Raw genomic sequence first — 21,998 nt, forward strand, 5'->3', positions numbered from 1 at the left:
TCGTATAGTGGACGCGAGCATCAAGCACCAGCCGGCTGGCTGGTGTGTAGTGTGATTTTCTTTGAGTCAAAAAATCTTAGTGTGATATTTTCGCGCACACTGATACCAACCTCTAGGGGTGGGTGTGAGTGTGTAAGAGCGCATGGTGGATGCCTTGGCATCAGGAGCCGATGAAGGACGTGGAAATCTGCGATAAGCCTCGGGGAGCCGATAAACGGGCTGTGATCCGAGGATGTCCGAATGGGGGAACCCCGCCGCATGCGAGTGCGGTGACCCGCACCTGAATATATAGGGTGTGTGGAGGGAACGCGGGGAAGTGAAACATCTCAGTACCCGTAGGAAGAGAAAATAAGAATGATTCCGGGAGTAGTGGCGAGCGAAACTGGATGAGCCTAAACCGTGTGCGTGTCAAGCGTGCTGGTGTTGCGTACATGGTGTTGTGGGGTGTGTGTGTTCGGTTCAGCATGACCGAGACGCTGATGAGTGCTGCGTGTAGTCGAAGCTGGTGGGAAACAGTACCGGAGTGGGTGAGAGTCCCGTAGACGAAACGCGTGGCCCCGGTGTTACACACTCTCCCGAGTAGCACGGAACTCGTGGAATTCCGTGTGAATCTGCCAGGACCACCTGGTAAGGCTAAATACTTCCTGATGACCGATAGCGGATCAGTACCGTGAGGGAATGGTGAAAAGTACCCCGGGAGGGGAGTGAAAGAGTACCTGAAACCATGTGCTTACAATCCGTCAGAGCACCCGTGTTGGTGTGATGGCGTGCCTTTTGAAGAATGAGCCTGCGAGTTAGCGGTGCGTGGCGAGGTTAACCCGTGTGGGGTAGCCGTAGCGAAAGCGAGTCCGAATAGGGCGAGTCAGTCGCGTGTCCTAGACCCGAAGCGGAGTGATCTAGCCATGGGCAGGGTGAAGCAGCAGTAAGATGTTGTGGAGGCCCGCACCCACTTCAGTTGAAAATGGAGGGGATGACCTGTGGTTAGGGGTGAAAGGCCAATCAAACTCTGTGATAGCTGGTTCTCCCCGAAATGCATTTAGGTGCAGCGTTGCGTGGTTCTTGCCGGAGGTAGAGCTACTGGATGGCTGATGGGCCCCACCGGGTTACTGACGTCAACTAAACTCCGAATGCCGGTAAGGTTCAGCGTGGCAGTGAGACAGTGGGGGATAAGCTTCATTGTCGAGAGGGAAACAGCCCAGACCATCAACTAAGGCCCCTAAGCGTGTGCTGAGTGGGAAAGGATGTTCAGTTGCGAAGACAACCAGGAGGTTGGCTTAGAAGCAGCCACCCTTGAAAGAGTGCGTAATAGCTCACTGGTCAAGTGATTGAGCGCCGATAATGTAGCGGGGCTAAGTACACCGCCGAAGTTGTGGCAGCATCACGATACTGTAATGGTGTGGTGTTGGGTAGGGGAGCGTCGTGTCGCCAGTGAAGTCGCCGTGTGAACGAGTGGTGGAGGCGTCACGAGTGAGAATGCAGGCATGAGTAGCGAAAGACGGGTGAGAAACCCGTCCACCGGATGACCAAGGGTTCCAGGGCTAGGCTAATCCGCCCTGGGTAAGTCGGGACCTAAGGCGAGGCCGACAGGCGTAGTCGATGGACAACCAGTTGATATTCTGGTACCGACACACAACCGACAATACCAAAACACATGAGACTAACTCCCCGGTCCACCCGTGGCGTCTTCGGATGTCTGGTTGGTGGTCTGGTGAGGACCTGAGTGTGGAGTCGGTAAGCGTGAGGTGTGACGCAGAAAGGTAGCCAGGCCACGCGATGGTAGTCGTGGTCTAAGGTCGTAGCATGTGGGGGTAGGCAAATCCGTCCCCACGCAAGTGTGAGAGCTGATGGGCGCCCCACAGTGGTGGGGTGATCTGGTGATCCTCTGCTGCCGAGAAAAGCATCGACGTGAGGGTGTGTGTTGCCCGTACCCTATAACCGACACAGGTGGTCAGGTAGAGAATACTAAGGTGATCGAGAGAATCGTGGTTAAGGAACTCGGCAAAATGCCCCCGTAACTTCGGGAGAAGGGGGGCCATCCTGGTGAACGACCCTTGCGGTTGGGAGCTGGTGGTGGTCGCAGAGGCCAGAGAGAAGCGACTGTTTATTAAAAACACAGGTCCGTGCGAAGATGTAAGTCGATGTATACGGACTGACGCCTGCCCGGTGCTGGAAGGTTAAGAGGACCCGTTAACCCTTTGGGGTGAAGCGGAGAATTTAAGCCCCAGTAAACGGCGGTGGTAACTATAACCATCCTAAGGTAGCGAAATTCCTTGTCGGGTAAGTTCCGACCTGCACGAATGGCGTAACGACTTCTCTGCTGTCTCAACCACGAACTCGGCGAAATTGCATTACGAGTAAAGATGCTCGTTACGCGCAGCAGGACGGAAAGACCCCGAGACCTTCACTATAGTTTGGTATTGGGCTTCGGTGTGGTTTGTGTAGGATAGGTGGGAGATGTTGAAGCCTGGTCGCCAGATCGGGTGGAGTCGGCAAGTGAAATACCACTCTGACCATTCTGGATTCCTTAACTTCGGACCCTGATCGGGTTCAGGGACAGTGCCTGATGGGTAGTTTAACTGGGGCGGTTGCCTCCTAAAGAGTAACGGAGGCGCCCAAAGGTTCCCTCAGCCTGGTTGGCAATCAGGTGTCGAGTGTAAGTGCACAAGGGAGCTTGACTGTGAGACGGACGTGTCGAGCAGGAGCGAAAGCTGGGACTAGTGACCCGGCCATGGCTTGTGGAAGCGTGGTCGCTCAACGGATAAAAGGTACCTCGGGGATAACAGGCTGATCTTGCCCAAGAGTCCATATCGACGGCATGGTTTGGCACCTCGATGTCGGCTCGTCGCATCCTGGGGCTGGAGTCGGTCCCAAGGGTTGGGCTGTTCGCCCATTAAAGCGGTACGCGAGCTGGGTTTAGAACGTCGTGAGACAGTTCGGTCCCTATCCGCTGCGTGCGTAGGAAATTTGTGGAGGGCTGTCCTTAGTACGAGAGGACCGGGACGGACGAACCTCTGGTGTGCCAGTTGTACCGCCAGGTGCATGGCTGGTTGGCTACGTTCGGGAAGGATAACCGCTGAAAGCATCTAAGCGGGAAGCCTGCTCCGAGATGAGATTTCCATCCCTTTGTGGGGGGAGGTGCCCAGGAGAACACTGGGTTGATAGGCCGGGTATGGAAGCACTGTGAGGTGTGGAGTTGACTGGTACTAATACGCCGATCACTCACACAACCCAAGAGGGTTGGTGTGTGCGTGAAGGTATTGATGGGTTTTTTGATTGAAGTCGCCTGTTGTGGTGCTCGCGTTCGCTGTACGGTTCTTGGACCACTACCACACACTCTCGTGTGTGGTGGTTGTCTGATGGTTTTGCGGTGGTGATAGTGGTGGGGAAACGCCCGGTTAACCGTTCCGATCCCGGTAGCTAAGCCCATGTCATGCTGATGGTACTGCAACTTGGTGGTTGTGGGAGAGTAAGTGACTGCCGCAATAATTGTTGGTGGGGGCACTCCTTTTCGAAGGGGTGCCCCCACTTTTTCATTCACAGGCAGATCCGATTCGTGGGGGACAGGCAGATGCGTGCCTTCACGGGAGTGGACGCCTGCGAATGAGTGGTGGGGGGCGACCCAAGTGGGTCGCCCCTTTTCTGCATTCACGATCACTGCGCTGCGCCGGCTGATTCGCTCGGCCCGCGCGTCCACGAGGCTGCTGAGGAAGACCACGACATTGCCGGGGAATTCGGGGTACTGTCGGGTCATGATCATTCGCCGCGAGACCGAGGCCGACATTCCTGCGATCCGATCGGTGACCGCTGCAGCGTTCGCTGCCGCCGCGCACAGTGCCCCTCCTGTCACTCCCGGAGGCGATCCCGGCGAGGTCACACTCATCGAATGGCTGAGAGAAGACGAGAGCTGGATCCCCGAGCTCTCCGTGGTCGCCGTCGTCGACGACACCGTCGTCGGCCACCTCGTGGCCACTCGAGCCCATATCGGATCATCGCCGGCGATCGGCATCGGCCCTGTCAGCGTTGTGCCGGAGATGCACGGCAGAGGTGTCGGCTCGGCGCTCATGCACTTCGCGCTCGGCGCCGCGGACGCGATGGGGGAGACCGTCGCCGGCCTCCTCGGTGACCCTGCGTTCTACACCCGCTTCGGTTTCGCGCCGGCCGCGGCGATGGACATCACCGGCCCCGATCCCAGCTGGGGCGACTACTTCCAGGCGCGAGCCCTCTCTTCGTATTCCGGCCAGCGTGGCGCCTTTCGCTATGCGGAGCCGTTCTCCAAGCTCTGAAGCCTGTCGTAAACAGTTAATGGCGCGTGTTTTAACCAGTAGAACCGTTTATGCCTGCGATCAGCGACAAGAGGAGGCGACATGGACGTCACACGGTCCGTCTCTCGACGCCTCGTCGACATCGGCGGATCGATTCGACGATGGCGCCTCATGCAGACTCTCAAATCCGAGGAGCTCGCCGAGCGTGCCGGCATCTCGAGATCGACATTGCAGAAGACCGAACGGGGAGAAGCTGGCGTCTCGATCGGGGCCGTCATGTCAGTCATGCACGCCTCGGGCAACTCGACCACGTTGCGGGCGCATTCGACCCCCTGAGCACGGATGTCGGCCGATGGCGGTCCGCTGAGACGCTGCCGGAGCGGATCAGGCGGTGAGCACCGAGGTCTCCGTGGACCTCGATGTCGACGGCGCACCAATGCCCGTCGGCACCGCCTGCTTCCACTTCGCGCGAACTCAGATCTCGACGACTTTCATCCACGGAGAGTCGTATCTCGCGCAGCGCTGGGCGTACGCGATCGACCCCGTCCTGCCCCTGTCCTCCGCCCCGTTCAGTGTCAGCGGACTCCACGGTGCTTCAGCGACTGTGAGGAGCTGTTCCGTCGGATGGTCTATTCCGTTGCGATGCACAACACCGATGACCACCTCCGCAATCACGGCTTCGTCGCCGACATGCGGGATGGGAGCTCAGCCCGTCAATCTCGAACCGGACCACGCCGCCGAACGGCAGACTGCTGTCAATGGAGCGAAAAGCGTCAACGACGATGTTGAGGCCTTGGTCCAATTCGGCACGCTCTGTCACCTCGAAGAGTCAGCGGTGCGGCAGACCGAGGTCGACGTCGCCGAGGCTGCAGGTCGTTAGCGATCCGTCGCCGGACGACTCAACCTGCCGGATTCCGATATCGCCATGTTCGCATCCGTCATCGATCGGCAGGTCGACGCGATCCGCGCCGCAGCTATGTCGTGAGAAGCCCTGAACCGGTGACGACGACCAAGCCACCACTGCCCTGACCAGCGGATTCATTTCAGACAACAGTGGGCCGCCCCCGTTGTTAGGTCCGGTCTCTGTGTGAGTCGTCGGGTTCCATTTCGTGGGTGCAGTGGCGAGCATAGTCGGCCGGGGTGAGGTAGCCCAGCGCCGAGTGGCGTCGCACGGTGTTGTACTCGACCTTCCAGTCGCCGATGACGACCTGGGCGTGCAGCAGTGAGTAGAAGCTGTTGATGTTCAAGCACTCGTCGCGCAGGCGGGAGTTGAACGACTCGACGTAGCCGTTGAGCCACGGCGAGCCGGGCGGGATGTACGACAAGCCGGTGCGGGTGCCGGCCCAGTCGGCGATCGCCTGGCTGATGAACTCGGGCCCGTTGTCGCTTCTGAGGACCGCGGGCGGTCCGTGCAGCTTAACGAGGTCGTCGAGATGGTCGGTGAGACGGTCGGCGGTGATGGAGCGTTCCACGAGGCCGCCGAGGCAGACCCGGGTGTGCTCGTCCACGATCGACGCGATTTTGATCGGACGCCCGGCCTCGTCGACGTCGAACTGGAAGTCGATGGCCCACACCACGTTCGGGGCGCACGCCTTGGGGGCGTCCGTGGTCGAGGAGCCGATGCGCTTACGGCGACGTCGCTGGGGCACGCGTAGGCCTTCCTCGCGCCATAGCCGCTGGATCTTCTTGTGGTTGACCTGCCAGCCCTCGCCGCGGGCGTCGTGGCACGCGCGCCGGTAGCCCCAGCGGGGGTGCTTCTTCGCGTAACCGCGCAGCCATTCACGCAAGGCGGCGTCGGGGTCGGCGACGGTATCGGCCTTGAGGGTGCGCCGGTAGGCGGACCTGGATAGCCCGGTCAGCCGGCACGCCATCCGCTCGCTCACCCGCATCTTCGCGATGAGGTGAGCGACAGCGGCGCGCCTCCTGCCCGGGCCTAGAAGTTTCCCTCTGCCAGCTCCTTCAGCGCCGCCTTCTCCAGCTCTGCTTCAGCGAGCAGACGCTTGAGGGTGGCGTTCTGCTTCTCGAGCTCCTTGAGGCGCTTGGCGTCGTCGGCCTTGAGCCCGCCGTACTGGTTGCGCCACCGGTAGTACGTCTGTTCCGACACGCCCAGCTCGCGGCACACCGCCGCGACGTCCGCGCCATCGGCCAGCATCCGGTCGGCCTGTCCGAGCTTGCGCACGACCTGCTCAGGCGTGTGCCGCTTCCTCGTGTTCGTCATGATGAGACCAGTCTTCCTGCCCGCAGCAGCGAGCATCAAGACGACTCACACAACGACTGGACCTACATCCCGGGGTCAGCCCAACAGGTGTGTGGTGGTTGTCACCCTGCCTGGTGTGGTTTCGGGGTTGCGTGGGGGTGTTCTGGTGGTCTAGAGTTATATCTCGTTCGCCTCACCGGGAACACCACAACAACGGGGTGTTTCCACCGGGTGTCACCAGCACAAACACGAGTTTGGGCAGGACACTTCCGGGTGTGTGGATCGGGCGGACGCAATCCTGTGGATGCCCCCAACGAGCACGCGAGTTCTCTCGTGTGTGGTGTGGGTGTGTGTTTGTGGTTTGAGAATCCAATAGCGTGTTTGTTTGAACAATGTGATGCCAGAAATTTTTTCTGGTAAGACAACCAAAATCCATGGACTGTTTCGGTTCATGGTGGGGTCACCGTCCACCCCCGTGGATGGGTGACTGTCTTGCCGGGATCACTAGAAGTAAATTTTTTATGGAGAGTTTGATCCTGGCTCAGGACGAACGCTGGCTGCGTGCTTAACACATGCAAGTCGAACGCTGAAGCCTGGTGCTTGCACCGGGTGGATGAGTGGCGAACGGGTGAGTAACACGTGAGTAACCTGCCCCTGACTTCGGGATAAGCCCGGGAAACTGGGTCTAATACCGGATACGACTGTCGGACGCATGTCTGGTGGTGGAAAGTTTTTTCGGTTGGGGATGGGCTCGCGGCCTATCAGTTTGTTGGTGAGGTAATGGCTCACCAAGACGACGACGGGTAGCCGGCCTGAGAGGGCGACCGGCCACACTGGGACTGAGACACGGCCCAGACTCCTACGGGAGGCAGCAGTGGGGAATATTGCACAATGGGGGAAACCCTGATGCAGCGACGCAGCGTGCGGGATGACGGCCTTCGGGTTGTAAACCGCTTTCAGCAGGGAAGAAGCGCAAGTGACGGTACCTGCAGAAGAAGTACCGGCTAACTACGTGCCAGCAGCCGCGGTAATACGTAGGGTACGAGCGTTTTCCGGAATTATTGGGCGTAAAGAGCTCGTAGGTGGTTGGTCACGTCTGCTGTGGAAACGCAACGCTTAACGTTGCGCGTGCAGTGGGTACGGGCTGACTAGAGTGCAGTAGGGGAGTCTGGAATTCCTGGTGTAGCGGTGAAATGCGCAGATATCAGGAGGAACACCGGTGGCGAAGGCGGGACTCTGGGCTGTAACTGACACTGAGGAGCGAAAGCATGGGGAGCGAACAGGATTAGATACCCTGGTAGTCCATGCCGTAAACGTTGGGCACTAGGTGTGGGGGGCATTCCACGTTCTCCGCGCCGTAGCTAACGCATTAAGTGCCCCGCCTGGGGAGTACGGTCGCAAGGCTAAAACTCAAAGGAATTGACGGGGGCCCGCACAAGCGGCGGAGCATGCGGATTAATTCGATGCAACGCGAAGAACCTTACCAAGGCTTGACATACACCGGACCGTCCTGGAAACAGGTCTTCTTCTTTGAAGCTGGTGTACAGGTGGTGCATGGTTGTCGTCAGCTCGTGTCGTGAGATGTTGGGTTAAGTCCCGCAACGAGCGCAACCCTCGTTCTATGTTGCCAGCATGTGATGGTGGGAACTCATAGGAGACTGCCGGGGTCAACTCGGAGGAAGGTGGGGATGACGTCAAATCATCATGCCCTTTATGTCTTGGGCTTCACGCATGCTACAATGGCTGGTACAGAGAGAGGCGAACCCGTGAGGGCAAGCGAATCCCTTAAAGCCAGTCTCAGTTCGGATCGTAGTCTGCAATTCGACTACGTGAAGTCGGAGTCGCTAGTAATCGCAGATCAGCAACGCTGCGGTGAATACGTTCCCGGGCCTTGTACACACCGCCCGTCAAGTCACGAAAGTCGGTAACACCCGAAGCCGGTGGCCTAACCGTAAGGAGGGGGCCGTCTAAGGTGGGACTGGTGATTGGGACTAAGTCGTAACAAGGTAGCCGTACCGGAAGGTGCGGCTGGATCACCTCCTTTCTAAGGAGCACACCAGTATGGTGCCCACCAACAGAACCCATGTGTGGTTCGGGTGGGTTGCTCAAGGGTGGAACATCACATACTTCGCTCGCCCAACCAGCCGGGCTGGGGTCAATGCCCCGGGCACGGTGGGTGGGTGGTCGGATAGAACAGACACGCTGTTGGGTCCTGGAACCACAAGTGGTTTCACCAGGCACCGACCCAACCCAGAGGCAGCAGCAGTGCTGGTGCTGGCTGGGGTGGTGATTGGTAGTGGTTTGAGAATCGTATAGTGGACGCGAGCATCAAGCACCAGCCGGCTGGCTGGTGTGTAGTGTGATTTTCTTTGAGTCAAAAAATCTTAGTGTGATATTTTCGCGCACACTGATACCAACCTCTAGGGGTGGGTGTGAGTGTGTAAGAGCGCATGGTGGATGCCTTGGCATCAGGAGCCGATGAAGGACGTGGAAATCTGCGATAAGCCTCGGGGAGCCGATAAACGGGCTGTGATCCGAGGATGTCCGAATGGGGGAACCCCGCCGCATGCGAGTGCGGTGACCCGCACCTGAATATATAGGGTGTGTGGAGGGAACGCGGGGAAGTGAAACATCTCAGTACCCGTAGGAAGAGAAAATAAGAATGATTCCGGGAGTAGTGGCGAGCGAAACTGGATGAGCCTAAACCGTGTGCGTGTCAAGCGTGCTGGTGTTGCGTACATGGTGTTGTGGGGTGTGTGTGTTCGGTTCAGCATGACCGAGACGCTGATGAGTGCTTACGTGTAGTCGAAGCTGGTGGGAAACAGTACCGGAGTGGGTGAGAGTCCCGTAGACGAAACGCGTGGCCCCGGTGTTACACACTCTCCCGAGTAGCACGGAACTCGTGGAATTCCGTGTGAATCTGCCAGGACCACCTGGTAAGGCTAAATACTTCCTGATGACCGATAGCGGATCAGTACCGTGAGGGAATGGTGAAAAGTACCCCGGGAGGGGAGTGAAAGAGTACCTGAAACCATGTGCTTACAATCCGTCAGAGCACCCGTGTTGGTGTGATGGCGTGCCTTTTGAAGAATGAGCCTGCGAGTTAGCGGTGCGTGGCGAGGTTAACCCGTGTGGGGTAGCCGTAGCGAAAGCGAGTCCGAATAGGGCGAGTCAGTCGCGTGTCCTAGACCCGAAGCGGAGTGATCTAGCCATGGGCAGGGTGAAGCAGCAGTAAGATGTTGTGGAGGCCCGCACCCACTTCAGTTGAAAATGGAGGGGATGACCTGTGGTTAGGGGTGAAAGGCCAATCAAACTCTGTGATAGCTGGTTCTCCCCGAAATGCATTTAGGTGCAGCGTTGCGTGGTTCTTGCCGGAGGTAGAGCTACTGGATGGCTGATGGGCCCCACCGGGTTACTGACGTCAACTAAACTCCGAATGCCGGTAAGGTTCAGCGTGGCAGTGAGACAGTGGGGGATAAGCTTCATTGTCGAGAGGGAAACAGCCCAGACCATCAACTAAGGCCCCTAAGCGTGTGCTGAGTGGGAAAGGATGTTCAGTTGCGAAGACAACCAGGAGGTTGGCTTAGAAGCAGCCACCCTTGAAAGAGTGCGTAATAGCTCACTGGTCAAGTGATTGAGCGCCGATAATGTAGCGGGGCTAAGTACACCGCCGAAGTTGTGGCAGCATCACGATACTGTAATGGTGTGGTGTTGGGTAGGGGAGCGTCGTGTCGCCAGTGAAGTCGCCGTGTGAACGAGTGGTGGAGGCGTCACGAGTGAGAATGCAGGCATGAGTAGCGAAAGACGGGTGAGAAACCCGTCCACCGGATGACCAAGGGTTCCAGGGCTAGGCTAATCCGCCCTGGGTAAGTCGGGACCTAAGGCGAGGCCGACAGGCGTAGTCGATGGACAACCAGTTGATATTCTGGTACCGACACACAACCGACAATACCAAAACACATGAGACTAACTCCCCGGTCCACCCGTGGCGTCTTCGGATGTCTGGTTGGTGGGGTGGTGAGGACCTGAGTGTGGAGTCGGTAAGCGTGAGGTGTGACGCAGAAAGGTAGCCAGGCCACGCGATGGTAGTCGTGGTCTAAGGTCGTAGCATGTGGGGGTAGGCAAATCCGTCCCCACGAGTGTGTGAGAGCTGATGGGCGCCCCACAGTGGTGGGGTGATCTGGTGATCCTCTGCTGCCGAGAAAAGCATCGACGTGAGGGTGTGTGTTGCCCGTACCCTATAACCGACACAGGTGGTCAGGTAGAGAATACTAAGGTGATCGAGAGAATCGTGGTTAAGGAACTCGGCAAAATGCCCCCGTAACTTCGGGAGAAGGGGGGCCATCCTGGTGAACAGCTCTTGCGGTTGGGAGCTGGTGGTGGTCGCAGAGGCCAGAGAGAAGCGACTGTTTATTAAAAACACAGGTCCGTGCGAAGATGTAAGTCGATGTATACGGACTGACGCCTGCCCGGTGCTGGAAGGTTAAGAGGACCCGTTAACCCTTTGGGGTGAAGCGGAGAATTTAAGCCCCAGTAAACGGCGGTGGTAACTATAACCATCCTAAGGTAGCGAAATTCCTTGTCGGGTAAGTTCCGACCTGCACGAATGGCGTAACGACTTCTCTGCTGTCTCAACCACGAACTCGGCGAAATTGCATTACGAGTAAAGATGCTCGTTACGCGCAGCAGGACGGAAAGACCCCGAGACCTTCACTATAGTTTGGTATTGGGCTTCGGTGTGGTTTGTGTAGGATAGGTGGGAGATGTTGAAGCCTGGTCGCCAGATCGGGTGGAGTCGGCAAGTGAAATACCACTCTGACCATTCTGGATTCCTTAACTTCGGACCCTGATCGGGTTCAGGGACAGTGCCTGATGGGTAGTTTAACTGGGGCGGTTGCCTCCTAAAGAGTAACGGAGGCGCCCAAAGGTTCCCTCAGCCTGGTTGGCAATCAGGTGTCGAGTGTAAGTGCACAAGGGAGCTTGACTGTGAGACGGACGTGTCGAGCAGGAGCGAAAGCTGGGACTAGTGACCCGGCCATGGCTTGTGGAAGCGTGGTCGCTCAACGGATAAAAGGTACCTCGGGGATAACAGGCTGATCTTGCCCAAGAGTCCATATCGACGGCATGGTTTGGCACCTCGATGTCGGCTCGTCGCATCCTGGGGCTGGAGTCGGTCCCAAGGGTTGGGCTGTTCGCCCATTAAAGCGGTACGCGAGCTGGGTTTAGAACGTCGTGAGACAGTTCGGTCCCTATCCGCTGCGTGCGTAGGAAATTTGTGGAGGGCTGTCCTTAGTACGAGAGGACCGGGACGGACGAACCTCTGGTGTGCCAGTTGTACCGCCAGGTGCATGGCTGGTTGGCTACGTTCGGGAAGGATAACCGCTGAAAGCATCTAAGCGGGAAGCCTGCTCCGAGATGAGATTTCCATCCCTTTGTGGGGAGAGGTGCCCAGGAGAACACTGGGTTGATAGGCCGGGTATGGAAGCACTGTGAGGTGTGGAGTTGACTGGTACTAATACGCCGATCACTCACACAACCCAAGAGGGTTGGTGTGTGCGTGAAGGTATTGATGGGTTTTTTGATTGAAGTCGCCTGTTGTGGTGCTCGCGTTCGCTGTACGGTTCTTGGACCACTACCACACACTCTCGTGTGTGGTGGTTGTCTGATGGTTTTGCGGTGGTGATAGTGGTGGGGAAACGCCCGGTTAACCGTTCCGATCCCGGTAGCTAAGCCCATGTCATGCTGATGGTACTGCAACTTGGTGGTTGTGGGAGAGTAAGTGACTGCCGCAATAATTGTTGGTGGGGGCACTCCTTTTCGAAGGGGTGCCCCCACTTTTTCATTCACAGGCAAAAGTGACCATGCGCATCGGGTGGGGTTTTCCAGTCCCCCACTGACGTGGAATCCGCATGGAGGCGCCGCCTCGGCGACTCTAGCCTGAAGACATGCGCAACGACACTGCAGTCTCCACAGCACCTGACCAGGGAACGCATCCGTCCCGTTCCCGCACTCGAGCCGTGGTGACCAGCCTTCTGTGGGCCGGCCACTGGCTGCTGCGGCTCTGGCTGGCCGTCTACCTCCTCATCTACGGCTGGTCGAAGATCTTCCACATGCAGATGGGCTACGCGGACTTCGCCGATGCGCTCGTCCAATACGGTGAGATGAGCCCGATGGGCCTGCTCTGGCGATTCATGGCGTTCTCGCCGACGGTGCAGTTCCTCGCCGGCCTCGCCGAAGTGGTCGCTGCCGTGCTCCTGCTCTTCGGCCGCACCGCCTGGCTGGGGGCGCTTCTCGCCGCTATCGACATGTCGGTCGTCTTCCTGCTCAACCTCACGTTCGACGTGCCCGTCAAACAGCTCTCCGGGCTGATGGCACTCGTCGGGCTCATCCTGCTCCTTCCCAACATCCTGCGCCTCGGACGGTTCGTCATCGGGCTGCCGACCGGACCGCCGGTGCAGGGCACGATCACCGAGAACCGTCGCTTCCGCGCCGTTGTGCGGTGGGCAAGTCCACTGCTCGCCCTCGTCCTCGTCGTCGGCTCGGGCCTCGCCCTGGGGCTCCGCGCGAACTGGGGCCAACCCGACGCGCCGTCGGCGATCGCAGGGGTCTACCGCGTGACCGACGTCGGACAGCGGACCCTCGCGGGGTCCGAGATCAGTCAGGTCGCGTTCGGGCAGATCGCCGTGGCAGGGAGGGCGAGGGCGGCCATCCGGTACACCGACGGGACCTACCAGGACGGCATGCACACGCTCGAGGACGGCAGCACGGTGACGCTGTCCCTCTACCCGAAGCGCAACGGCGATCAGGGCCTCATCCGAGACGTGGAGACGACGATCAGCCTCGCGTTTGTGAAAGCCGGCTCGGGAGACCTGAGGCTCTCGGGCGAGGGCCTCGACCTCACACTCGTCAGCGACGAAGAGAGGCGCTACCTCTTCGACCGCGACTTCAGCTGGTCTCCCCGGGAACCGATCAACCGCTGATCGTGCCCATAGACGGCAGGGTTCGCCTTGCCGCCGCGACCCCGACAGCGCGGAACGGTTCGCGACACTCAGCGGCCGAACAGGCGGGAGAACAGCCCCTTCTTCTTCTCCTTGGGCTCCTCGCTGCGCGCGGCCTCGTCGGTCGGTGCGGCCTCGTCCTCGGCAGCGGCGGCGTCCCGCTCGCGAGCGGCGGGTTTGGACTCAGCCTCCGCGCCACGGTCGGTTCCGGCCGTGGCAGCGGCCGCCTCGGCGGGGGAGGGTCGGACATCGGAGCGCTCAGGGGTCTCGGCAGCCGGCACTTCGGCACGGTCGGACCGAGGCTCCTCCGGACGTGCAGGAGTCGAAGTCCCTGCGGACGATTCCCCACCCGTGGTGCCCTCCGCAGCGGCTGCCTCGTCGGCCTCGGGGGAGGAGTCGGCAGCGACCGGAGCCTCGGCGCGGTCGGGAGTCGGCGTCTCCGCAGGCGAGGCGGCGGCCGGGGTCGGCTCCTCGGTCGCCACCGTGATTCCGGTGATCTCCGAGTACTGCGTCGCGGCTTCTCCCTCGAGGGGTGCGTGGACCTCGCAGTTGGAGATCCGTCGCATCTCGTCGAAGCTGATGTCGGCGCTGCCGTCGGCGAAGAGCAGTCGCAGGCCGCCACCTGCCAGCGGTGCGGTGGGGATGCCGCGCTTGGCGACGTACGCTTCGAGGGCGGCGCGATGGTCGTTGACCGTCGTCTGGGTCAGCCCCTGCATGAGGGCGCGCACGGATGCCTTGACCGTGGGCTCGGGAAGCACGAGCTCGGGCACGTCGACGAGCAGCCAGACCGTCGTCCCCGCACCGGCCGCAGCCGGATAGTGCGCCCACTTGCCGGTCGCCTCCTTCGCCGCGAGCGTGAGACGCAGAGCGAGCTCGTCGTCGAGGTCGAGTTCCGGGGTGACGAATTCGCTGAGATCCTCTGCGGCTCCGAACTTCCGCACCTCGTGGGAGAGGCCGACGACGGCCTCGGGGAACTCGTTGATGTTCTCCCACCCCCACAGCCATGTCCCCTGGGACGTCGACTCCGATCCGAGGAGATGCGGTCGGGTGCGCAGCGCTGCGCCGTCCTCGTCGGTGAACGTGAGATGCGGATCCGCGGTGAAGTCGACCTCCCAGGCGGCATCGGCGATGAGGCCGCCGAAATGCGTCTGCGTCTCCGTCGAGAGGAAGACGGCGCGGTTGACGAGGTCCTGCAGTGTTGTGCTCATGCCCTCAAGCGTACGGGGGTGCACCGACAATGCGAGGAGGCACGCGGACTCCCGGCTCGTGTCAGTGCCGTCTGGTGTCCTGAGGGCACGGCGCTCGGTGGATCCGGATCATGCGAAGGAGGAGGATCGATGTAAGATAATGTGTTGCGCTCTCAGCACTCGACTGTTCAGTCTCGAATCACGAACCCCAGGATGTCCACTGTGGCCCTCTTGCGCCTGACCCTGAAATTTGCGAAGTCCTATTGGCTCTTCATCGTCTTCGTCGTCGTCCTCCAGCTGGCGTCGACGATCGCCGCCCTCTACCTGCCGAGCCTCAACGCCCGGATCATCGACGAGGGTGTGGCCGAGGGCGACACCGACTTCATCTGGTCGACTGGCATGACGATGCTCATCGTCTGCCTCGTCCAGGTCATCACCGCGGTCACCGCGATCTACTTCGGGGCCCGGTCGGCGATGGGAGTCGGCCGCGACATCCGCCGTGCGATCTACAGCCGCGTCGACGAGCTCTCGACGCTCGAGGTCGGGAAGTTCGGCAGCGCCACCCTCATCACCCGCAACACCAACGACGTCCAGCAGGTGCAGATGCTGGTCCTCATGACGCTCAACTTCATGGTCTCGACCCCGATCATGTGCATCGGCGGCATCATCATGGCCTTCCGCGAGGACCCGGGGCTCTCGTGGCTCGTCTGGGTCTCGGTGCCCGTCCTCTTCGTCGTCGTCGGCATCCTCGTCGTCCTCCTCATGCCGCTGTTCCGGCGCATGCAGGACCAGGTCGACGGCATCAACGGAGTCCTCCGGGAGCAGATCAGCGGCATCCGGGTCATCCGCGCATTCGTCCGCGAGCCGTTCGAAGCCGACCGGTACGCCGACGCCAACCGCGCCCTGACCGAGACCTCGGTCAAGGTCGGCAACCTCTTCGTCCTCATGTTCCCTGCGATCATGATGATCCTCCACCTCGCCACCGCAGCCGTCCTCTGGTTCGGCGGGCACCGCGTCGACGCGGGTGTCATGGAGGTCGGGTCGCTCACCGCGTTCCTCCAGTACCTCCTCCAGATCCTCGTCGCCGTGATGATGGGCGTGTTCATGGTGATGATGATCCCGCGTGCCGTCGTGTGCGCCGAACGCATCTGCGAAGTCCTCGACACGAAATCGTCGATGGTCGTCCCCGACGGAGTCGCGGAGCTGCCCCGCCGAGGCGAGCTCGAGTTCCGCAACGTCACCTTCGGTTATCCCGGCGCCGAGGTTCCGGTCCTCGAGGACCTCACCTTCACCGCCCGGCCGGGAACGACGACGGCGATCATCGGGGCGACCGGATCCGGCAAGTCGACGATCGTCGGGCTCATCCCGCGGCTCATCGACCCGCAGGCGGGCGAGGTGCTCATCGACGGTGTGCCCGTGAGTGCATTCAACCGCCGGCAGCTCGCTCAGCTCGTCGGCCTCGTCCCGCAGAAGCCGTACCTGTTCTCCGGCACGATCGCTTCGAACCTGCGCTTCGGCAGCGAGTTCGCCGACGACGCGCAGCTGTGGGAGGCGCTCGAGACCGCACAGGCCGCCGACTTCGTCGCCGAGAAGCCCGACCGGCTCGAGGAGAGCGTCGCCCAGGGCGGGACGAACTTCTCCGGCGGTCAGCGTCAGCGACTGTGCATCGCCCGAGCGCTCGCTGCCAAACCGCTCGTCTACGTCTTCGACGATTCGTTCTCCGCCCTCGACGTCGCCACAGACGCCCGTCTGCGGGAAGCCCTCGGACGCACCACCGGTGAGTCGACGGTCGTCGTCGTCGCCCAGCGGGTTTCGACGATCCGCGACGCCGACCAGATCCTCGTCCTCGACGATGGGAAGATCGTCGGCCGCGGCACCCACGACGAACTCCTCGAGACCAATGCGACCTACCAGGAGATCGTCGAATCCCAGCTGACCGCGGAAGGGGTGAACTGACATGGCGAAGAAGGACCCGCACGACGCCGAACCCACCGCGACGAGCGGTGCGGCCGTGGCCGCCGAAGCCGAGGACGCCTACGTTCCCCACGGCGACGACGGAGACATGTTCGGGGGCACCCCGGCCCGCAAGCCCAAGCACTTCTGGCCCTCGGTCAAACGGCTCTTCGGGCTCATGGCCAGTGAGAAGGCGGGACTCGTCAGGGTCGTCCTCCTCGTCATCGGCTCGGTCGTCCTCACCGTCATCGCCCCCAAGGTGCTCGGCAAGGCGATGGACGTCATCTACTCCGGCGTCATCGGCGCTCAGCTGCCCGCCGGAGCGAACATCGAGGACATCATCGCCGGCGCACGTGCGCAGGGCCTCGACGACTACGCGGAGATGCTCGCCACCGCCGGAGTGGTGCCGGGACAGGGCATCGACTTCACCGCGCTCGGCCAGATCATCATCATCGTCCTCCTCATGTACCTCGTCGCCTCGATGCTCATGTGGGCGCAGGGCTACATCCTCAACGCCCTCGTCATGCGCGTGATCTACCGACTGCGTGAGGACATCGAACGCAAGATCAACCGTCTGCCGCTGCGGTATTTCGACACGCGGCAGCGCGGTGACGTGATGTCGCGGGTGACGAACGACGTCGACAACATCCAACAGGCCCTGCAGCAGGCGTTCTCCCAGCTCATCCAGTCGGCGCTGACGATCATCGGCATCGGCGTGATGATGTTCGTCGTGTCCTGGCAGCTCGCGCTGCTCGCCCTCATCGCGCTTCCGCTCTCGGCGATCATCGCCGGGGTCATCGGCACCCAGGCGCAGAAGAGGTTCAAAGCGCAGTGGAAGTACACCGGCGAGGTCAACGGCCACGTCGAGGAGTCCTTCTCAGGACTCGACGTCGTCCGGGCCTTCGGTCGTGACCAGGTCATGCTCGACGAGTTCGACCGCCGCAACGAGGAGCTCTACCGTGCCTCGTCGGGTGCTCAGTTCGTCTCCGGGATGATCATGCCCTCGATGCAGTTCGTCTCCTACCTCAGCTACGTCCTCATCGCCGTCGCCGGCGGTCTGCGCGTGGCCTCGGGGCAGATGACGCTCGGCGACGCCACGGCGTTCATCCAGTACTCCCGGGAGTTCTCGCAGCCCATCTCCGAGATGGCCGGGGTGGCGAACATGCTCCAGTCCGGCGTCGCCTCGGCGGAGCGGACGTTCGAGCTCCTCGACGCCGACGAGGAGGAACCCGACGACGCGAGGGCGCAGCTGCCGCCGCGGACTCCCGGTCAGGTCGACTTCTCACACGTGAGCTTCCGCTATGCCGAGGACAGCCCGCTCATCGAGGACGTCTCCTTCACCGCCGATCCCGGGCACACCATCGCGATCGTCGGACCCACCGGTGCCGGCAAGACGACCCTGGTCAACCTCGTCATGCGGTTCTACGAACTCACCGGAGGGACGATCTTCCTCGACGGCGTCGACATCCGCGACCTCACCCGCGCCGATCTGCGCTCGCATGTCGGCATGGTCCTCCAGGATGCGTGGCTGTTCGAGGGAACGATCCGTGACAACATCCGCTACGGGCGGCTCGATGCCACGGACGAGGAGGTCGTCGAGGCGGCGAAGGCGACGATGGTCGACCGCTTCGTCCGCCAGCTTCCCGACGGCTATGACACGGTCATCGACTCCGACGGGGGAAGCGTGTCAGCAGGTGAGCGTCAGCTCATCACGATCGCACGGGCCTTCCTCGCCGATCCCTCGCTGCTCATCCTCGATGAGGCCACCTCGTCGGTCGACACGCGCACCGAACTCCTCGTCCAGCAGGCGATGGCCGCGCTGCGCACGGACAGGACCTCGTTCGTCATCGCTCACCGCCTCTCGACGATTCGCGATGCTGACACGATCCTCGTCATGGAGAACGGCGCGATCGTCGAACAGGGCACTCACGAGGAGCTGCTCGCCGCCGAAGGCGCCTACCACCGGCTCTACATGACCCAGTTCCGCGGTGAGGACGCGGAGGAGCACTTCACCTCCGAGGTCCTCGACGAAGCGGAATCCGAGCCCGGCATCCGCGGCGATGCGGCGGCCCTCGCCGAGGACGAGGCCGACGCGATGGTGGCTCGGGCCGAAGCGACAGAAGGCGACGAGGTCGAGAGCCCCGGTGTCGCCGACGCCGCGGTCGAGCGATCGAAGCCGGAGTAGCATCGAGCGTCGGTCCCGTCGACGACGGGGCCGACGCGTCGCCGCAGCCGCAGCGCAAGGAGTGCTCGGTTGCCTATGAGGCGGGAGAACCCGGGCGGTCCGCAGGTAACGATATTCGGCGATGGATCGGCCGACTTCGCACAATCGCAACATCGTGACATCTCCTCGGCGGACGCCGACCCACTCGACCGGCATCGCCCAGCGCGGTGCCCGACGCGGCTCGAGGCGGCAGTCTCACCAGGACCGATCGACGCATGGCCGGTGCCGACGGTGAGCGCGGCAGGAGCTGACAGGCGATCTTGTCCACAGGTTTGACCACAGCTGTGGTGACAATGTGATAACGGTCGGCCGTGATGTGCATCACAGATCCGTCATGAACTCAATGAACGAAACTCCCCAGTCGCGCTCAACCTGAGTACCGTCCAGATCACCCACAGCAACAGGTCCGCCGGCCGAGCGGACACCGTTGGAAGGACGATCATGAAACGGCTCATCCTCGCGACCACCCTCGCACTCGCCGTCACCACCCTGGGTGCCATGCCTGCCGCTGCAACGGCACCGGACATCGTGGCACAGGCGAGCAGCACCACGGACCCATCCCCAGACCCTGCTGCCGATGCCGACGGCTCCACCGACGAGCCCGACGGCACGTCCACCTCGGAGGGCACCGACGACGCCGGCGCCGCCGACGGAACGGACACCGACTCGGGCACCGCCGACACGCAGGGACAGGCAGAAGGCGGTGTCGACGGCACCACCGGACCCACCACCCCCGGTGAAGCCGATACCGACGGCACCGACGAGACCGAAGGCACCGACGACACCGACGGCACCCCCACTGAATCCCCGGAGGCAGAACCTCTCAATCCCGCGCTGTTCCTCGATTCCGGCGAGGTCACCGTCAGCGACATCACCAACCCTGACGTGGGACTCCGATTCTTCGTCGAGGGAGTCCTCGCCGGTGACACCATCGCCTGGGGCGACGGCGACGGAACCCACGCGACGGCCCAGGAGGACGGCACCTTCACCGGGACGTTCTTCACCACCCAGGACGTCTCGCCCGGCGACACCGTCACGGTCACCGTCGACGTGCAGCGGGGTGAGGAGAGCGCGACGCTCTCCGCATCCGCCACCGTCATCGAAGGCGAGGGGGAGACTGAGCCTCCGGCAGACACGTCGACTCTCGACATCAGCCCCGGATCACAGCAGCTCAACGACTTCCTCAAGGGCGGCGTGGACCTGATGATGACCGGCTGCAACGTCGACTCCGAGGTGAGCTTCCGCATCAGCACCATGTACGACCCCGACACCACGGTGTGGGAGACCACCCAGGTCGCCGGTGAGGATGCCGCTGCGGCAGTCAACTACACCCCGCCCGAGGTCGACGACGGCTACGGCTTCATCGGCGAATACCTCGTCATGGCCTCATGCGGCGACCAGTATGAGGAAGGGTCGTTCACGGTGACGCCGAACGGCAGCGACACGATCGACCTCACCCTCTCGGTGGATCCTGAGCGACTGCCTGCCGTCGACTTCATCAACCGCGACAAAGGCGTGACCATGACGATGAACAACTGCACTGCCGGTGAGGTGCGCTTCCAGGTCTGGGGCTTCGAGCCCGGAGAACTCCTCTACGATCGGACTGCTCCGACCAACGAGGTGGGACGCGCAGCCGTCCAGACCTACGGCCTCTCGAACGATGCCTCAGCCTACGTCGGCAAGTACCAGGTCGAGGCCACGTGCGGTGAGGAGACGCTCACCGGACAGTTCGTCGTCACCGCCTCCGGCGGCGGAGGTGGAGGAGACAACGGCAACGGCGGCGGCAGCGGAGGCGGCGGAGGCAACTCCGGTTCGATGCCCCGCACGGGTGCCGAACTCACCGGACTCGGAGCAGGTGCACTCCTCATCCTCGCCGGTGCAGGCGCAGTCCTCTTCGCCCGCCGACGCGGACAGCTCGAGAAGTGACAGGTCTCCCGTCAGGTCGGTGACCTCACCCGGCCCGACGGCGAACGCAGAACGGCCCCGGAGCCTCGACGAGATGTCGAAGCCCCGGGGCCGTTCACTGTGCTCAGCCGGCAGAGATCAGCGCTGCGCTCGGCAGGCTGAGGCGATCTCCGGGGTCAGCGGGTCGAGACGAGGGTGCGCACAGCGGAGGAGAAGAACCCCTGGCCGTCGACACCGCTGCCGTCCGGACCGAAACCGGCCTCGACGGCGTGCTCAGGGTGGGGCATGAGGCCGACGACGTTCCCGGCCTCGTTCGTGATCCCGGCGATGTCGCGCATCGATCCGTTGGGGTTGCCGCCCTGATAGCGGAAGACGACGCGACCGGTGGCTTCGAGCTCGTCGAGGACCTCCGGGGTTGCGACGTAGCCGCCCTCACCGTTCTTCAGCGGGATCCGGATCGTCTGACCCTGCTCGTAGTCGCTCGTCCACGGAGTGTCCGCGTTCTCGACGAGGAGGTCCTGATCGCGGCAGATGAAGTGCTGGTGGTCGTTGCGGATGAGGGCGCCCGGCAGCAGGTGCGATTCGCAGAGCACCTGGAAGCCGTTGCAGATCCCGAGGACCGGCATCCCCGACTCAGCCGCTTTGACGACGGACTCCATGATCGGGGCGAACCGGGCGATCGCCCCGGCGCGCAGGTAGTCGCCGTAGGAGAATCCGCCCGGCAGAATGACCGCGTCGACCCCGTCGAGGCTCGTGTCGGCGTGCCAGAGATTGACCGCCGAGGCGCCGGCCAGGGTGACGGCGCGTGCGGCGTCACGGTCGTCCAGGGTCCCGGGGAACGTGACGACGCCGATCCTCGCACCGGAGTCGGCAACCGCCTCGGCGGCGGGAGCGGTCGTTGCCGTCATCAGGCGTCCTCGGCGACGCGCACGGCGACGACGTTCTCGATGACCGGGTTCGACAGCAGAGTCTCAGCGGCTTCGCGAGCCTGCGCGAGAACCTCATCGGTGGCCTCGCCGTCGACCTCGAGTTCGAAGCGCTTTCCCTGCCGGACCTCTCCGAAGCCGGAGAACCCGAGTCGGGTGAGGCCACCGGCGAGCGCCTTGCCCTGCGGATCGAGGATCTCGGGCTTGGGCATCACTTCAACGACGACACGTGCCATGCGTGTTTGACTCCTTTGAGAATGTGGTCGGGAGCCGCCTCCCGCGCTCGCCCCAAGTCTAGCAAGCACGGGGAGCACACAGCCGCCCCGGCTCCCGGTGCGGACACCGG

11 protein-coding genes and 5 rRNA genes are annotated in these 21,998 nt (G+C 61.9%); 12 read left to right on the top strand and 4 right to left on the bottom strand.

Going from position 1 to position 21,998, the window contains the following annotated elements:
* Positions 1–122 precede the first annotated feature (122 nt).
* From ACQ1RG_RS07040 to ACQ1RG_RS07060, 5 genes are all read left to right on the top strand, one after another.
* A 23S ribosomal RNA gene (locus ACQ1RG_RS07040) occupies positions 123–3,227 on the top strand.
* Positions 3,228–3,363: 136 nt separating this feature from the next.
* Positions 3,364–3,483 (top strand): 5S ribosomal RNA (gene rrf / locus ACQ1RG_RS07045).
* Positions 3,484–3,749: 266 nt separating this feature from the next.
* Positions 3,750–4,283 carry a GNAT family N-acetyltransferase gene (locus ACQ1RG_RS07050; protein WP_009381344.1) on the top strand — a complete coding sequence of 178 codons (534 nt, stop codon included), beginning with the start codon at positions 3,750–3,752 and terminating at the stop codon, positions 4,281–4,283.
* Positions 4,284–4,364: 81 nt separating this feature from the next.
* A complete protein-coding gene (locus ACQ1RG_RS07055; RefSeq protein ID WP_009381343.1) occupies positions 4,365–4,598 on the top strand; it encodes a helix-turn-helix domain-containing protein in 234 nt (77 codons plus the stop codon).
* 288 nt (positions 4,599–4,886) lie between these two features.
* On the top strand, positions 4,887–5,051 hold the full coding sequence (locus ACQ1RG_RS07060) for a hypothetical protein (protein WP_197464212.1): 165 nt from the start codon (positions 4,887–4,889) through the stop codon (positions 5,049–5,051).
* A gap of 281 nt (positions 5,052–5,332) precedes the next feature.
* Here ACQ1RG_RS07060 and ACQ1RG_RS07065 read toward each other — a convergent pair.
* A protein-coding gene (locus ACQ1RG_RS07065) for an IS3 family transposase (protein WP_100227560.1) occupies positions 5,333–6,480 on the bottom strand; the annotation gives its coding sequence in 2 pieces (ribosomal slippage) (positions 5,333–6,210 and positions 6,210–6,480; 1,149 coding nt in all).
* A gap of 497 nt (positions 6,481–6,977) precedes the next feature.
* Between ACQ1RG_RS07065 and ACQ1RG_RS07070 the strand changes: the two genes are divergently transcribed.
* The 4 genes from ACQ1RG_RS07070 to ACQ1RG_RS07085 all read left to right on the top strand — a co-directional run bounded on the left by ACQ1RG_RS07070 (position 6,978) and on the right by ACQ1RG_RS07085 (position 13,439).
* Positions 6,978–8,503: ribosomal RNA gene (locus tag ACQ1RG_RS07070) — 16S ribosomal RNA — on the top strand.
* Between the two features lie 386 nt (positions 8,504–8,889).
* Positions 8,890–11,995 (top strand): 23S ribosomal RNA (locus tag ACQ1RG_RS07075).
* Positions 11,996–12,131: 136 nt separating this feature from the next.
* A 5S ribosomal RNA gene (gene rrf / locus ACQ1RG_RS07080) occupies positions 12,132–12,251 on the top strand.
* The 16S, 23S and 5S rRNA genes sit together here, the layout of an rRNA operon.
* Before the next feature lie 225 nt (positions 12,252–12,476).
* On the top strand, positions 12,477–13,439 hold the full coding sequence (locus ACQ1RG_RS07085; RefSeq protein ID WP_240388911.1) for a DoxX family protein: 963 nt from the start codon (positions 12,477–12,479) through the stop codon (positions 13,437–13,439).
* A gap of 68 nt (positions 13,440–13,507) precedes the next feature.
* Here ACQ1RG_RS07085 and ACQ1RG_RS07090 read toward each other — a convergent pair whose 3' ends face one another.
* Complete coding sequence (locus ACQ1RG_RS07090) at positions 13,508–14,665, bottom strand: DUF6882 domain-containing protein (protein ID WP_009377581.1); 1,158 nt, start codon at positions 14,663–14,665, stop codon at positions 13,508–13,510.
* Positions 14,666–14,866: 201 nt separating this feature from the next.
* On the opposite strand from ACQ1RG_RS07090, the gene ACQ1RG_RS07095 reads away from it, so the two are divergent.
* From ACQ1RG_RS07095 to ACQ1RG_RS07105, 3 genes are all read left to right on the top strand, one after another.
* Entirely contained in the window at positions 14,867–16,600 is a 1,734-nt protein-coding gene (locus ACQ1RG_RS07095) for an ABC transporter ATP-binding protein (RefSeq protein WP_009377582.1), read from the top strand.
* Between the two features lies 1 nt (position 16,601).
* Positions 16,602–18,782 carry an ABC transporter ATP-binding protein gene (locus ACQ1RG_RS07100; RefSeq protein WP_009377583.1) on the top strand — a complete coding sequence of 727 codons (2,181 nt, stop codon included), beginning with the start codon at positions 16,602–16,604 and terminating at the stop codon, positions 18,780–18,782.
* 480 nt (positions 18,783–19,262) lie between these two features.
* On the top strand, positions 19,263–20,747 hold the full coding sequence (locus tag ACQ1RG_RS07105; RefSeq protein WP_009377584.1) for a hypothetical protein: 1,485 nt from the start codon (positions 19,263–19,265) through the stop codon (positions 20,745–20,747).
* 155 nt (positions 20,748–20,902) lie between these two features.
* On the opposite strand, the gene purQ is transcribed toward ACQ1RG_RS07105, so the two are convergent.
* Together purQ and purS are read right to left on the bottom strand one after the other, a co-directional pair.
* Entirely contained in the window at positions 20,903–21,634 is a 732-nt protein-coding gene (gene purQ / locus ACQ1RG_RS07110) for a phosphoribosylformylglycinamidine synthase subunit PurQ (RefSeq protein WP_009377585.1), read from the bottom strand.
* The gene (gene purS / locus ACQ1RG_RS07115) at positions 21,634–21,888 is read right to left on the bottom strand and encodes a phosphoribosylformylglycinamidine synthase subunit PurS (protein ID WP_009377587.1); all 255 of its coding nucleotides are present in this window, start codon (positions 21,886–21,888) and stop codon (positions 21,634–21,636) included. The genes purQ and purS overlap by 1 nt, the downstream gene beginning before the upstream one ends.
* Positions 21,889–21,998 lie beyond the last annotated feature (110 nt).

Source organism: Brevibacterium sp. K72, assembly GCF_050562175.1.
GTDB lineage: Bacteria > Actinomycetota > Actinomycetes > Actinomycetales > Brevibacteriaceae > Brevibacterium > Brevibacterium casei.